Source organism: Paenibacillus sedimenti, from assembly GCF_014534655.1.
GTDB lineage: Bacteria > Bacillota > Bacilli > Paenibacillales > NBRC-103111 > Paenibacillus_E > Paenibacillus_E sedimenti.
In genome coordinates, this window is record NZ_JACVVD010000002.1 from 518224 (window position 1) to 532702 (window position 14479).

Annotated in this window: 12 protein-coding genes; 7 read left to right on the top strand and 5 right to left on the bottom strand. The window is 48.8% G+C overall.

Annotated elements, in window-relative coordinates:
- Positions 1–10: 10 nt before the first annotated feature.
- Together ICC18_RS07035 and ICC18_RS07040 are read right to left on the bottom strand one after the other, a co-directional pair.
- Entirely contained in the window at positions 11–2914 is a 2904-nt protein-coding gene (locus ICC18_RS07035; RefSeq protein WP_188173650.1) for a 1,4-alpha-glucan branching protein domain-containing protein, read from the bottom strand.
- A 9-nt stretch (positions 2915–2923) separates the two neighbouring features.
- Positions 2924–3430 (bottom strand): DUF4912 domain-containing protein, encoded by a 507-nt coding sequence (locus ICC18_RS07040; RefSeq protein WP_188173651.1) that lies wholly within the window; start codon positions 3428–3430, stop codon positions 2924–2926.
- Between the two features lie 249 nt (positions 3431–3679).
- Here ICC18_RS07040 and ICC18_RS07045 point away from each other — a divergent pair, with 249 nt between their 5' ends.
- On the top strand, positions 3680–4099 hold the full coding sequence (locus ICC18_RS07045) for a hypothetical protein (RefSeq protein ID WP_188173652.1): 420 nt from the start codon (positions 3680–3682) through the stop codon (positions 4097–4099).
- 174 nt (positions 4100–4273) lie between these two features.
- On the opposite strand, the gene ICC18_RS07050 is transcribed toward ICC18_RS07045, so the two are convergent.
- Positions 4274–5233, bottom strand: a complete 960-nt coding sequence (locus ICC18_RS07050) for a DMT family transporter (RefSeq protein ID WP_188173653.1) — start codon at positions 5231–5233, stop codon at positions 4274–4276.
- Between the two features lie 179 nt (positions 5234–5412).
- Between ICC18_RS07050 and ICC18_RS07055 the strand changes: the two genes are divergently transcribed.
- Entirely contained in the window at positions 5413–6756 is a 1344-nt protein-coding gene (locus tag ICC18_RS07055; protein ID WP_188173654.1) for an aminotransferase-like domain-containing protein, read from the top strand.
- A gap of 75 nt (positions 6757–6831) precedes the next feature.
- Here the strand turns inward: ICC18_RS07055 and ICC18_RS07060 are convergent, their stop codons facing one another.
- Positions 6832–7608: a LytR/AlgR family response regulator transcription factor gene (locus ICC18_RS07060; RefSeq protein ID WP_188173655.1), complete on the bottom strand. Its 777-nt coding sequence runs from the start codon at positions 7606–7608 to the stop codon at positions 6832–6834.
- A 181-nt stretch (positions 7609–7789) separates the two neighbouring features.
- Between ICC18_RS07060 and ICC18_RS07065 the strand changes: the two genes are divergently transcribed.
- Positions 7790–8401, top strand: a complete 612-nt coding sequence (locus tag ICC18_RS07065; RefSeq protein ID WP_188173656.1) for a hypothetical protein — start codon at positions 7790–7792, stop codon at positions 8399–8401.
- Here ICC18_RS07065 and ICC18_RS07070 read toward each other — a convergent pair.
- Positions 8378–9019: a helix-turn-helix domain-containing protein gene (locus ICC18_RS07070; RefSeq protein WP_188173657.1), complete on the bottom strand. Its 642-nt coding sequence runs from the start codon at positions 9017–9019 to the stop codon at positions 8378–8380. The two genes, ICC18_RS07065 and ICC18_RS07070, sit on opposite strands and share 24 nt — an antisense overlap.
- A gap of 197 nt (positions 9020–9216) precedes the next feature.
- Between ICC18_RS07070 and sigI the strand changes: the two genes are divergently transcribed.
- From sigI to ICC18_RS07090, 4 genes are all read left to right on the top strand, one after another.
- Complete coding sequence (sigI, locus tag ICC18_RS07075; protein WP_188173658.1) at positions 9217–10002, top strand: RNA polymerase sigma factor SigI; 786 nt, start codon at positions 9217–9219, stop codon at positions 10000–10002.
- A 25-nt stretch (positions 10003–10027) separates the two neighbouring features.
- Positions 10028–11380 (top strand): anti-sigma factor domain-containing protein, encoded by a 1353-nt coding sequence (locus ICC18_RS07080; RefSeq protein WP_188173659.1) that lies wholly within the window; start codon positions 10028–10030, stop codon positions 11378–11380.
- A gap of 522 nt (positions 11381–11902) precedes the next feature.
- The gene (locus ICC18_RS07085; protein ID WP_188173660.1) at positions 11903–12916 is read left to right on the top strand and encodes an aldo/keto reductase; all 1014 of its coding nucleotides are present in this window, start codon (positions 11903–11905) and stop codon (positions 12914–12916) included.
- Between the two features lie 21 nt (positions 12917–12937).
- Positions 12938–14449, top strand: a complete 1512-nt coding sequence (locus ICC18_RS07090) for a leucyl aminopeptidase (protein WP_188173661.1) — start codon at positions 12938–12940, stop codon at positions 14447–14449.
- Positions 14450–14479 lie beyond the last annotated feature (30 nt).

Sequence of the window (14479 nt, forward strand, 5' to 3'; positions counted from 1 at the left end):
TCGCAAACTATTATCCTTTGATATCAGCCCAGTCCGGCTGGTAATAGGTAAGCTTGTGGTATTCCTGCTGGATGTTCTTGGCGATCCGGCTCCATTGGTATTGCTGCTGTATAGTGTGAAAAGCGGTATCGGCCATTTTGGCAGCTTGATCCGGATGAAGCAGCATTTCAGTAATATGCCACGCGAGTGATTCTACATGACCTGGAAGCGCTTTGTAGCCGTCGATGCCGTGCCGGATAATTTCCGCTAGACCACCTGTATCGGATAGAATGAGTGGTTTGCGGTGAGCCATCGCTTCCAAGGCGACGATGCCGAATGGTTCATACAAGCTGGGTATGACGCAAATATCAGCAGCTTGATAGAGCTGTGCGCGGTAAGCATCATCGACGAAACCGGTGAACCAAACCCGGTCGCCTAAATGAGCGGCACGGTTGCGCAGCTCTTGTTCCATCGGCCCTGATCCAGCTATGACCAATCTGGCTTCCGGCACCTGCGAGAGAATGTTCGGCATGGTGTCGATCAAAACCTGAACACCTTTTTCATATACAAGTCTGCCAATGCAGAAAACGACCTTATCTTTTTCATTCAAGAAATCAGGTCTTTTCACCAAACCGGTATTCGAACTCGGGATTCGTATACCGTTCGGATACACGGCCACTTTCTCGTGCGGCAGGCTGAATATGCGCTGGACTTCGTCTTTCATATAAGCGCTGCATACATACACCCGACTGGCTTCGTAAGTGAGCTTCCACTCCGTTTGATGAATCTTGTGCTGGAGATCAGAATACAGAATCCCTTGATTTCTCCCCCATTCCGTAGCATGAATCGTGGCTACAAGCGGTATCCCATAGCTCAATTTAATTTCTCTGGCTGTATGCATGACCATCCAATCGTGCGCATGCAGAAGGTCGATTCTGCCGCCATGTTCTTTCCAGCGTACAAGATGATCGATCATCGCGAGATTCATTTCGAAGGTCCAATGGTAAAAGTGCGTATCGCCCGAGCTTTCGACCGGAAGCCGGTGAACATAAACACCGTTCAGCTTCTCAAAATAAGGCGCACCGTAATGGGACGTTGTGATGACATGCACAATTTCGCCTTCGGCGGCAAGCGCTTCGGATAACTCGTGCACGGCTCGCGACAAGCCGCCCACTTGCTTGGGCGGGTATTCCCATGAGAGCATGAACACATTAGGGCGGTGTTTGGTTTCCTTCTGCAGAGCTTTCCATTCGTTCAAATCTGGAATAATAGGGATTGGGGAAAGTCGATGGATCATGACGTAGTCCTTATAGTCGATCTCCGGGAAGCAGTTGTCTTTCTCCTCTAAAGCGGCTAATGCAACCTCATCTATCTGTTCCCGATCAATCTGATCGCATAGATGATGGAAGCAGGTCAAGTGATCCTTTGTTCGACGAACGGCATAATCGACGACTGTCCCCGAATCCATGATGAACGCCCAATCGCTGCTCTGAGCCAGCATCAGCTCTCTGGCGGCTTGATTTAGCGAGCGCTTCAGCAATCCGGTACGCAGCTTTTTATGGCCGGCCAAATGTTCGTGCTTTGTCGCCAGACGAATCATCCGCTCCTCGGCTTGATGCAGGTGGCGATAGATCCAGTCGTTCTTACCCTGCAGCCAAACTTCGGCTGAGTGGTTCCGGCCCCAACTGGATTCGTTCAATTTGCCGACATCGGCCAGCGGATATTCCTGAAGATATTCACTTGGCGTAATCATTTTCACTGTGTGTTGATCTTTGAATATTTTACGGCACAGCATCTCGATCCAAAGAGGTCCTTCGTACCACCAGTGGCCGAACAGCTCCGCATCATAGGGAGATACGATGATGGGCTTGCGATCCAGCCAGTGATGCCAGTGTTCCGCTTGCTTTTGGCGATTGAACATAAAGTTGCCGGCATGCTCTGCGGCTTTGTCTTGCGCCCAGTCCGGACGGTACGGCTCCCGATGGGTGCCTTTGCCCGTGATTCGGTAATACTTGATACCCGTATTCACTCTCTCGTAAGTAGGAAGCACGTAGGGTCGTATGTACTCCCATTCCTCGATCTGATTCCAGCCGAGGTCCCAGCCGATATCGCGGTAATACTCCCGGTAGTTAAAGTCCCCCGGATACCCTTCCTGCGCGTTCCATACCTGACTGGCGGATTCAGGGTCGCGCGGAAAGGCGGTAACTCCGTAGGGTGTCATGAGCGGAGCGCACAATTCCCGGTTGGGTTGGGGAGATGCGAAAGCGACCGCCGTAGAATCGGAGAAAAAGAAGTCGATGCCGCATTGCTTCAGAATACGGTCAATCCCTAGTGTATACCCGCATTCCGGCAGCCAAATCCCGCGCGGCTTGTGATCGAAGTGCCGCTCATAATCGCGTACGGCTGTAACGATTTGCGCTTTAATGGCTTCTTCCGTCTTCATTAAAGGCAGGAAACCGTGCGTAGCCGCGGAAGTGACAATTTCGATATATCCGGCATCCTGAAATTGTTTGAACTTGGCAATGATGTTTCCTTTGAAGCTTTCATAAAGTGCCTGCAGCTCTCGGAACCGCTCGGAATACCGTTTCGCAAGAGGGAGGAGCGCAGTGTCATTTTGCAATCTGATCTGCTCTTTGTCCGCAAGACCGACCAGTTTGTCCAGATACGTCCTATATCTCTCTTGCATCAAAGGATCGGCAAAGAGCGATAGCAGCGTAGGCGTCATCGAAAACGTAAGACGGAAATCGATACGATCCGCCACAAGCCGTTCCATAACCTCGATGAGCGGCAGGTAAGTCTCCGTCATCGCTTCGTGAAACCATCGTTCTTCCAAATAATCATCCCGATCATGATGGCGAATATAGGGCAGGTGCGCATGCAGCACAAGTGCCAAGTATCCCTTTAGTTCAGGCTTCGTTTTGATCCGGTTCATCATGCGGCAGCATCACCTCAAATAGGGAGAATAAACTTGTATATTTTCGAAAAAGTGCGGTCGAATCCGGTTGCATACATGATTGGCTTGCGCTTCAGGAACAACACTTTGTAACGGTTCGCCCCAAATAGCTTCACTATCTTTCGGCGTGGTCACGCAGTTGGAGCGAAGCAGGGGGATGAACTCGTGTTCCCATGTGTAAGTACCGATATCGACAACATGGGTTCGATCGGCTCCGAGGTCGTGAAGGTACCAATTGTTCGCTTCCGGTGAAGTCGTTACATCCCGATAAGAATGTGCGTTGCTGCCATTAAAAAAGGTGCTGGTGACGTCGTACACACGCAGCACTTTGGGCATCGTCCCATAATCGCATTCAAAATGCTGGGAGACGAGCCACCTTCGCCTGTCGCTGATTTCCCAATATACATATAGCGTGTGAGCGTCCACGACCATAAGATGAAGTAAATCTTTATGGTATCGATCAGGCAATTCAAATCCCGCGTTGGGCAGGGTTTTCAATAGGGTCTCCTCCTCGCCCGGTTATTCGTTTATCTCACCGTTTCAGGTTTCGCTTTAGGTTTGAAAATTATGCGCAGACTGCTAAAATCTACACGTTCCGGAAAAAAGGAATTACCCGTCCTTCTGACGAATATATTGGGGTAATCCGGGTAACAACGGATGCTTACGAAGCAAGTTTTGCAAATGCAAAACTCAGCACACGCTTACGAAGAAAGTTTTGCTAACGCAAAACTCTTAGGAGGGATATCCATGAGTTTTTGTTGTGGAGCCAGTATGATCGGAACAAAGGGAACCTTGAAGCACATTCGTACGCAAATTCACAATGTGCCTATCCTCTTTTGCCCGGTATGTCACCGCATTGAGGTTCATTATCTTGTGGAGAACGAATATGAGATCCTTGCGGAATATGCCCATGGCGATGGGGCTGCCGAGGTTGACTTCGTAGAATATGTAGATGGCAAGGATCATTTGCTGCACGAGAATTGCGTAAACCATGAGGGCGAAGAGCCTTTAGATATTGTACGTAGTCAAATTGACATGTCGCTTGATTTGATGAGCGTAGCCCGAAGCATCGGCGATACCGAATGGGAAGACCAGCTGAAGAAGCGTTTGAAAATGCTCAGTGTGCGCCGGGATAAGCTCAAAAACAAAAAAACCTCCAAAATGTAGGAGGATTTTGTACAACGTAACCTCCAGTTCCACGATAAAGTGGACTGGAGGTTTTTTGTTATTATTAAAGTATCGTACCTTTTATGGTAGACGCGTGCTAGCGTGAAAACATCGTTAGAGCGCGCGACGTTCTACAACGATGATGTAAACGGGCCAAACATGCTACAACTAGCTTCATCGCACTTCTGCATGGTCTGCTCGTTCCGCACGCACCATCCGCTCGACCGCTTTCTTCCGCCCCAAACGATTCGTTCCAATAACCCCTGCTATAATCAGCACCGAGCCGATCAGATGATATACCGTTATTTCTTCCCCGAGAAACAACGCCCCAGCCGCCATGGAGACCACTGTCGATAGATTGGTGAATACACTCATTTTGGAAGCTTCGATTTTGGACAAAATATAGTTTGCGGCCAGCGTCGTGACAAGCGAGGCAACCACGCCCAGATAGAGGACCGACATGATAAAGGTACCGCTGGCGAGCGGTGTGAAAAAGCGGTCGAGCGTTCCGGCAGTCGTGTGGCTGGCAAGTGAAACGACCAGAAAAGTAGCGAAGCCGATTCCCAGCATTAAATAACTTATTTCTGCAGGGCTATAGTACTTCGAAAGCGAACGGGCCAAAACACTGTATCCGGCAAACACCACGCAGGTCAAGAACAACAGGAAGATCCCCGTCAGGTTCGAGAAGTCGATGCTGCTCCCCTTCATGATAAAGATGAAAACTACGCCGAATACCGACGTGAAGATCGACAGCTTTTGTAAGAGGGTTGTCGCTTCTTTCAAAAATACGGAGGCAAGCACCATCGTCACAACCGGTGTGAAGGCATACAAAATGCCTCCCTCGGCCGAAGTGGCGTGCAGCAGTCCAAAAGCTTGAAGCGTAAAGAACCCAAGCGGGTACATGATGGCCAGCATCAATGCTTTATAAAGCGGCTTGCCGCGGTAATTCAGCTTGACCCAGCCGAACGCCACCGGGATCGACATGACCGCAAACGAAGCGGCAAAACGGTACGTTAGCGTATCGAGCGGGTGGGCGTTTTCTAACGCCATTTTGGTAAATAAAAATGAAAATCCGATAATCACCGCATTAAGCACGGCAAAGAAATAAGCGAGTTTCAGTCCTTTTTGGTTCATGATGGTTTCTTCCTTTCTTCAATTATCGGGATCGTGTTCGTGGCGCCTCATCCGTTACTTAAGGGTAAGATACTATGCTGGTCCGAACAATGTTTATTTACCAAAACTGTATCGATACAGTTGTCCGAGGTCATGTATAATGATTAGAGAAAAAGTATTATGCACGAGGGGGGGACGGCGTGAAAAAATATGATTCGATCTTATCGGATATGGAACAAAAAATCATAGATGGGCAGTACAGTCCCGGTCAAAAGCTGCCATCCGTCCGCAGCGCCGCGGAGCTATATGGATGCAGTATCAGCACGATCATACGGGCATATACGGAACTGGAAAAACGCCACTCGATTTATTCCATCCCGCAAAGCGGCTTTTATGTTGTTGAAAAACCGGGAGATTGGCGTAATCCCACAGATAGCGAAACGATTGATTTTGCTTCGGCGTCACCCGACTTGAATGTGTTTCCGTACCTGGATTTCCAGCATTGCTTGAACAAGGCGATCGATACCTACAAATATAACCTGTTTACATACGGCGAGCCGCAAGGGCTGGAAACGCTGCGCCGAACGCTAGTATCTCACTTGGCCGGCGATCAGGTGTTTGCCAAAGCGGAGCGGATCATCGTCACATCCGGCGCTCAGCAGGCGTTGGAGATTTTAGCAAAAATGCCGTTTCCAAACGGGAAAGAGATGGTTCTGGTCGAACAGCCGAGTTACGATTTATATTTGCGTTTTTTGGAGGCGGAGGGCATACCGGTTTGCACGATTGCTCGCAGTGCAGCAGGAATTGATATGCGGGAATTGGAGGAGACATTCAGAAGCGGCAGAATCAAATATTTTTACACGATGTCCAGAAACCACAACCCGCTAGGAACTTCGTTTAGCACGGAGGAGAGGAAGACGATCGCCAGGTTGGCGGGCAAATACGATGTGTACGTCGTGGAAGACGACTATATGGCCGATTTGGGAGCGGAGAGGCGGTTCGACCCGATTTACGCTTACGACCGTACCTCGCACGTCGTTTATTTGAAAAGCTTCTCGAAAATCATTTTCCCTGGTTTGAGGTTGGGTGCCGCCGTTGTGCCGGAACAGTTGCTGAAGACGTTTCAGGACTACAAAAGATACGGCGATACTTCGCTATTGTCCCAGGCGGCGCTTGAAGTGTATATCAAAAACGGGATGTACGAGCGGCACAAACACAAAATATCCAGCCAGTACATGACGCGGCTTCACGCATTGAATGAGGCTGTTAAACGGTATAACGATGCGGGATTGATTGAAGCGTCGGACGTCACCTCCGGCGTCTACATACAATTTAAGCTGCCGCGGACTGTCAATATCGACCGTCTGACAAAGCGGCTTGCGGTGAGGAATATCATTGTCGTGTCCGGTAAAAGGTATTATTTAGTAGATTACCCGGAACGGGAGAAATTTTTACGGATCAGCATTTCACGGGCGCAGCCGGAGCAAATCGATGAAGGGGTTAAGGCAATTGTCGAGGAAGTGAAACGGGGGAGCGGGTGGTAGTGCAGCAAAAAAAGGGCTGACCCGTAAGGTCAATGATAACGACCTAAGGGCCAGCCTTTGTTTCTTTTCAAAACTTTAGCGATGAAGCTCCTGCAGCAATTGGGCAAACTCCTTTTGCAAATTCCTGCTTAGCGGGATTTTTGCAGAAGTGTGCTTCAAATGAATCAGGAACCTCCTTGAAGTCGGGAATCCGCTTTCCTTCACGTACGAGGCGACATAACGCATATTGACGAGAAAGCCTTTAAATGGACTGTACAGATACGGTGTCGACTGCGCCAATATGTCCGTCAAATTCGTACTGGCTTCGATGCGGTCGCCGTTAACGAGATGAATCCTCGTCAGCCGTTTCTCCTCTTTTTCCGCATAGAGTATGGAATCTTCCGAAATAGGCAGCTGCGATTTTTGATTTTTGACCGTGATCCATTTGGATTGCTTGGGTTCGGGAGCTTGTGCGATCGAGCTGCGCTCCATTTCAATTTCCGATATAGCTTTTTGGATGGCGGTTTGAAATTTAGGAAACAGAACCGGCTTGGACAAAAAGTAAAGAGAGCCCAAATCATGAAAAGCGGTCAACACATGGTCAATATTCGTTGTGCCGCTTACCATTATAACCTTAAGCCGGTGACCGGCTTCTCTGAGTGAGTGAACCATCGAGATGCCGTCCAAGTCTCCCTGCAAACCAATATCAACAAGCAGAATATCAGGTCTGAATTCGTCATATTGCCGAAGAAAAGCTTGGCCATCGGAAACGATGGAGATCACTTCCAAGCCGCATTGTTCGCAATAGCTTTGTAACAATTTACCAGCCCAATAATTATCTTCTACAATCGCAACTGTAAAAGGGTGATTCATACATACGCGCTCCTATCATGCAGCCCATGTTTCCGGGTGGAGATGGCAACTTGGTCTCAGAAACAGCCAACTTAGTCCAATTTGAAGGCAAATCGTTTGCATTCATGTATAGTAGATCTTAGGCTTCGAAGATTGCCATTCACGTCAGGTTGGAAATGAGGGAATGCGGTTGTTCACGTGGATGAAATTTATCATTTCAAGTATTGATTTTGTACCCATGATTCTTTTTTCGTTTATTTTGTTTAGACAGAAAATACAACCGCATTGGATAGAAATTTTAATCGCCATTGTTGCAGGCGTCGTAGTCACTTATGCAAATCCGTTTCCGCTCTTATACATAGCCATACTCTTTGCGCTCTTTGCAGGTTTTCTGAAATTTAGTCCCGTTCCGGCAATGTTAATCGCCTTATCCGGATATTTGGTGTCGGTGATCGTATCTACCGTCGTCATTTTTCTCTGTGATAGGACCGGTCTTTTGACGTTTTCAAGTGCAAAAGAGGATCCCTTGACTTCAAACATGCTGCTTATGCTTGCGATTATCGCGAAATTCGGCATTATTTTCGCCATGATGAAGTTTAGGCTGGGTTTTACTTTCTTGTCGCACTATTCCAAAATCAAGCTGTGCAAAGAGAATGCAGGCTTTTATTTGTTCATTTTGACCGCTATTGTAGGTATCGTTTATCAGAACACGCTTCAGAGCAGTACACTGAGTGCTCTGATGCCTTTTCAAATGATGAGTATGGCAACGGTTATTTTTATCTACGTAACGCTACGAAAAGAGCTGGGGTTTTAACGGTAAAGAGGAGGATTCAGCCCCATTCTCCATTCGAATGCCAGTGTTAGCCGCGATAAATTCAAGAATCGTTTGATGATGCTTTTTTTGCGGAAGAGCAGCTATCGTAATATAGGGAACATCTCCCACGGTATCAAAATAAAGTTTGCCCTCAGCAGGGGCATACTTTTTTATTTTGTGCATATTTACGAATAAATGCGTGTCCAGCTTCAAGAAATCTTTTTCATTTAACAGCTCTATGAGATTTGTAAATTCCACAAGAGATTCCACGGTTTCTTCCGATACGTGTTCAGACGCATAGTAACGCACATGTTTGATTCCGAATTCAATATATCGAATCTCATCGAGCCCGACTTTCTTTGATGATACGGAAACGGGTTCTTCCTCCAAGTAACCTGCTTTCATAAGAAGATCTGTGTAAGGATATTGATAGGCTTGCGATAGTTTTCTCAAGGTGTCCGGGGATGGCTTAATGGCGTCATTCGTGGTACGATTACGTCCCAGCTCCAAATCCCGGATGTAGGCGTGGGATAAGCCGCTCTTGACGGCAGCTTTGCGCAACGACATTTTACCTCGAAGTTCCTCCAGAAACTTTCCGAAGCTATTAGTGAGTTCCAATGGAAACACCTCCAGTATTCCATTATTGTAAAGGATTGAACGTGAAATTGAAACCGCGTACGAGGTTTAATTTGCCATTAGGTGCTGTTTTGGATATGTATGTTATAATAAATTTGATTTTATTTGAATTCATAGCTATCGATACCCCCCGAATTGCCATACATAGGGACGAAAATACTATACTGTGAGGTGGAACGGTGCTACTTGTACTATTCAAAAAGTTCCTCGGAAAGAAGCATTCCGGCGGACGAAGTGATACCCAGCCCTCTCCTCTAGAGGAAACTGTTTTACAAATACAAGAAGGTGACCTGCGACTTCGGAACCAGTTTATTGCCGATTACCAGCCATTTGTGGCTAAAGTCACAAGCAGGTTCTGTAAGCGATATATTGATCCGGCAAGAGATGACGAATTCAGCATCGCGCTTGGTGCATTTAATGAAGCGATTAATCAGTATTCGCAAGCGATGGGCCGTTCTTTCCTCGGGTTCGCGGAAACGGTTATACGCCGAAGACTCATTGATTTCTTACGCAAAGAGCAGCGATTTAAAGGACAGATTCCTTACAGCTCTTTTGACCAGGAAGATGATGAAGACAATTTCATGAATCCGATTGAGGTTCATCAAGCGATTGAAGCCTACGAGAAGCAAAAGGGGCTTGAGGAACGCCGGGGTGAAATTGTTGATTTTAGTCGATGCTTGAAGGAGTTCGATATTGAATTTGCCGAATTGACCGAGGCTTCACCCAAACACGATGATTCCCGTCAAATGTTGTTTGGGATTGGTCGCACCCTTTCACAGGATGCAGAGCTTATGCGCACTCTGCTGACGAAGCGGCAGCTGCCGATCAAGGAGCTGCTGGAGCAAGTCCAAGTCTCCAGGAAGACGCTGGAGCGCAACCGCAAATATTTGATTGCTATCGCACTTATTTTTAATGGTCCATACCCTTATTTGCGGGATTATTTACATATTCGAGATGATGAGTGATGTTAGAGAAAGGGAGAAATAGCGCATGAACAAGGGAATCGTAATGGAATTAAGCGAAAACTCCATTATCGTCATGAGTCCGGACGGTCGGTTCGAGAAGCTTCCAAGAGGAACGCGGAACTGTGAGATCGGTGAAGAAATACTTTTTGCGCCGGTGAAACGGCGTATGAAAGTGCCGCAAATGGCTATTGCATCGGCATTGGCGGCAGCTATTGTCATGTGCTTCGTACTTGTCTCAACGTTGACAGGAAACGTTCCCGGCGGCCAAGTCGTTGCCTACGTGACGTTAGATATCAATCCAAGTGTGGAAATCGGCATTGATAATCAGGAAGTCGTGCAGGACTTAAGAGGGCTGAATACGGACGGAGAGACTTTAATTCAGTCTTTGGAGTTCAAGGGTAAATCGCTCGAGGCTGTTACCTCTGAAATATTGGATAAAGCCGAACAGGGCGCATTAGCCAAAGGCGAGGCAGATATTATCATCAGCAGCACGGTCGTGGAAGAAAAGGCCGCTATTAACGATGAAGCGATCGCAACGAAGCTGAAGGAACAGGTCAGCAAGCATATTGAACAAACGCATCCGGATCAGGTGAAAAACTACGAGGTAACGGCTTTCGCCGCTCCGCAAGAAGTGCGGCAAGAGGCGAAAGCGAGCGGAGTGTCTGCAGGGAAATATGCCATTTACCTGAATGCTTTGAATAACGGCACGAAAGTGTCGCTCGACGATATTAAATCCGTTTCCATTCATCAATTGGCCAAAGATAACGGCGGAATCGACAAGCTGGTGGCGCCTGACAAGCCGATTGACAAAACAACCCTCAAGAAGCTGGTTGAAGATGAGAAATCCGGCAAACTGAATGAGAAATTTCAGCAGATGCAAAAAGAGAAATCGGACGATAAAAACGACAAGAACAACGGTAAGAACAACGACAAGAACAACGGTAAGAACAGTGCGAAGCCAACAAAAACACCTCCGCCTAGGAATGATAACAATAAGAATGACAACAATGATAAAAATGACACGAACGGCAGAAATAATGATAAAGACGATGATGACGATGACCGGAAACCAACTAAGAAGCCGGACAACCGGGACGACAAAGATGACGATGATTCCAAGAAGAATCCGTCAGTGAAACCGTTACCGTCGCCAAGCGTTAAGCCTACAATTAAGCCGACTGCTTCCGTCAAACCGACACCGAAGCCATCCATAAAGCCGTCTCCCACACCGAAATCAGGTGCTGGGAGCGATTCCGATTCTAAAGGCAAAGGGAACGATCGGGACAAGGATGACGACGACAAGGATCGTCAGGGTAAAGACAACGATAAAGACAAAGACAACAAGAATAATCGAGACGATGACGATCGGAGAAATTAATTTTGCATGCATATAGGGGCTGTCCTCCAGGTCTATTTGGACCTTACAGGGCAGCCTTTTGTTTAGGATTATAGCATTTATGAATTTCGGGGATTGTCGAAAGTACTTGTTTAGTGATGATCGACATGAAGCGAAAGCAAGGAGATCGCGGAAGATGTGCATGAAAAAGAGAAAAAGGCCCAATGTTCTTTAACAACGCCCCTCTAGACGTTAAATCGAGCCGGTAACGCGAAAATGAGGGCATAGCGCCTAAATGACACAAATTTACGAACAATGTTCGAGATATAGAGAACATTGTTCGCTGGAGCCCTGATTTACCCCTTTTTCCAGCCATTAGCGTTCAAAAATTCTCAAAATAACGAACCTGTTCGTTATTTAAGTTATGTACGCTGGATCGGCCCAAGATGATATCCATTTTAAATCGGCCTGCGGGCCTTTCATGGAAAGAACGACGGAGTTGTATTACAATAAAGACATGTGCATTTATACATGACAATCTTTATTGGAAGGAGAATGTTTGCTTTGAGATATACAACTTTCGGCAAATCGGGCTATAAAGTATCCTCACTTGGATTCGGAGCTATGAACCTTCCGGGTGTACCGCTCGAACAGGCCAGAGAAACGCTAAACTATGCCCTGGATCATGGCATTAATTATATCGACACCGCAGCGGCGTACCGCAATAGCGAGGAGATTATCGGCGAGTGCATTTCACATCGCAGAAATGAATATTTCTTGGCTACGAAGACCGGAGCCAGGGATTATGAAACAGCTAAATCCGAGATAGAACGCAGTCTTACTCGAATGAAAACAGATCATGTAGACCTTCTGCAGATTCACTATGTGAATTATGTACATGAATTCAAGAAGATTATGGGCGAGGGCGGTGCTTATGAAGCAGCGCTTGAAGCCCAGCGTGAAGGCAAAGTCAGATTTATCGGAATCACGGGGCATCGACCGGATCTGTTAGCGAAATGGATTGCGAAGGGGCAATTCTCGCAGATTTTGTTTCACTTGAATTTAGCCCAGCCTTTTGCTTTGGATGAGCTTATTCCAAAGGCGACGGAGATGGATTTGATGAAGGTGGCGATGAAGCCGCTCTCGGGCGGTTTTATCCAACCGGTTGACCGTGCGATTCGTTATCCGTACAGCCAAAACGTACACGTCACCATATCGGGAATGGTGAGTATAAAGGAAGTGCAGGAAAATCTGGCTGCTCAGGAACAGGAAGTGGGCACCGAGGAGCGTCAAGAGCTGGAGCAGCTTGCCCTTGAGCTTGGCCAGCATGATTGCAGACGCTGTAATTATTGCTCTTGTCCGCTTGAAATCTCGATCCCGGATGTGATGATATCAAGCAAATTTAGGGAGAAGTTCGGGCTGCTGCCGAAAGGTGACGGATTTTTCCAAAGACAGAAGGATAGAATAATGGGTTGTGCCGATTATGAGCCATGCAAAGAAAAGCCGCTTTGCGAGGAAAAATGCCCATATCATTTGCCGATGCAGAAGGTTGTGCAGAGCGCTGCTTCTTTCTATTAAACGACAGCAAGGGGAATTGGCATGTTTGAGAAGGTTACAGAGATCACGACGAGTGCATTTACGTCGTATATGGATAATGCAAGCGGGGCAGACGCCATCGTCGTCTGCCTGAGCGAGTCCGAGCTGCGGCAGGGCGGCCTACTCGGCCAGCCGCAGCTTGACGCTGCCCTTCAGCGCCTGAGCGCGAAGGGCATCTTTACAGGCGCCTTGGGCGAGCTCGAGGCGCTGCCCACGCACGGGCTGCTGCCGTACGCGTACGTGCTCGTGGCGGGGCTCGGACCCGCCATATCACGCGATACGCTGCGCGCAGCCGCGGTCTATGCAGCGCGCAAGGCGCTCGCGCTGCGGCTCGAACGCTTGGCGCTGAAGCTGCCAAGCGGCATCGACAGCCGGTCAGCCGTCACCGGGCTGACCGAAGGGCTGCTCCTCGGTACGTACCGCATCGCGGCGTACCGGAAGAACGAGCCGGCGCGCGCGGAGCTGCGCCGGGCGGTGCTGCTCACAGAAGCGGCTGCGGATGCAGCGCTTCTGGAGCAGGCGATCGCCACCGCGCAGGCGGTGGCGGAGGGCACGAACTATGCCCGGGATCTGACAAACCTCCCGGCCAACAAGCTCGTTCCGGCTTCCCTCGCGGAGGAAGCCGCGAAGCTCGCCCGGCACTACGGCTTCGCAAGCGAAGTGCTGGACGAGCACGAGATCGCCGCCCGCGGGATGGGCGGCCTCACTGCTGTTGGCGGCGGCAGCGCCAACCCGCCGCGCCTGATCACCTTGCAGTACAAGGGTGATCCGGACTCCGCCGACGTGCTGGGCCTCGTCGGCAAGGGCGTGACCTTCGATACCGGCGGGATCTCGATGAAAGACCCTGATGGCATGGAGGAAATGATTAGCGACATGGGCGGGGCGGCGACCATTCTTGGCGCGCTGCACATCGTTGGGCAGCTGAAGCCGAAGATCAATCTGGTCGTTGTCATTCCGGCGGCTGAGAACATGACCTCAGGCAGCGCCTATCGCCCTGGCGATGTTGTAACGCTGCTTAGCGGACATACGGTAGAGGTGCTCAATACGGACGCGGAGGGCCGCATTATTTTGGCTGAAGGCGTCACTTATGCGAAGCAATTGGGTGCAAACCGTTTGATTGACGTCGCCACACTTACGGGTGCGATTCTGATTTCCTTCGCAGATGTGGCGACTGGTGCCATCACCAACGACGATCTGTTCCTGAAGCCGCTGCTGGACGCTGCTGCACAAGCAGGCGAAAAAGTATGGCAAATGCCGAACTATCCGGAATACCGGGCCATGCTCAAAAGCCATGTTGCCGACGTCCGAAATTCGACAGGCACGAACCGCTGGGCAGGAGCGATTACTGCAGGTTTGTTCATCGGATTTTTCGCGGAAGAGACGCCTTGGATTCATCTCGATACGGGCGGCACTGCCTGGCTATGGTCGGAGAAAGGTACCGAGCCCAAAGGCGGCACTGGTGTCATTGTACGTACGTTAGCCGCATATTTATGCGGGAATTCCATATATGAGTAAATGATTCTGAGCAAAAAAAGTCACCCGGCT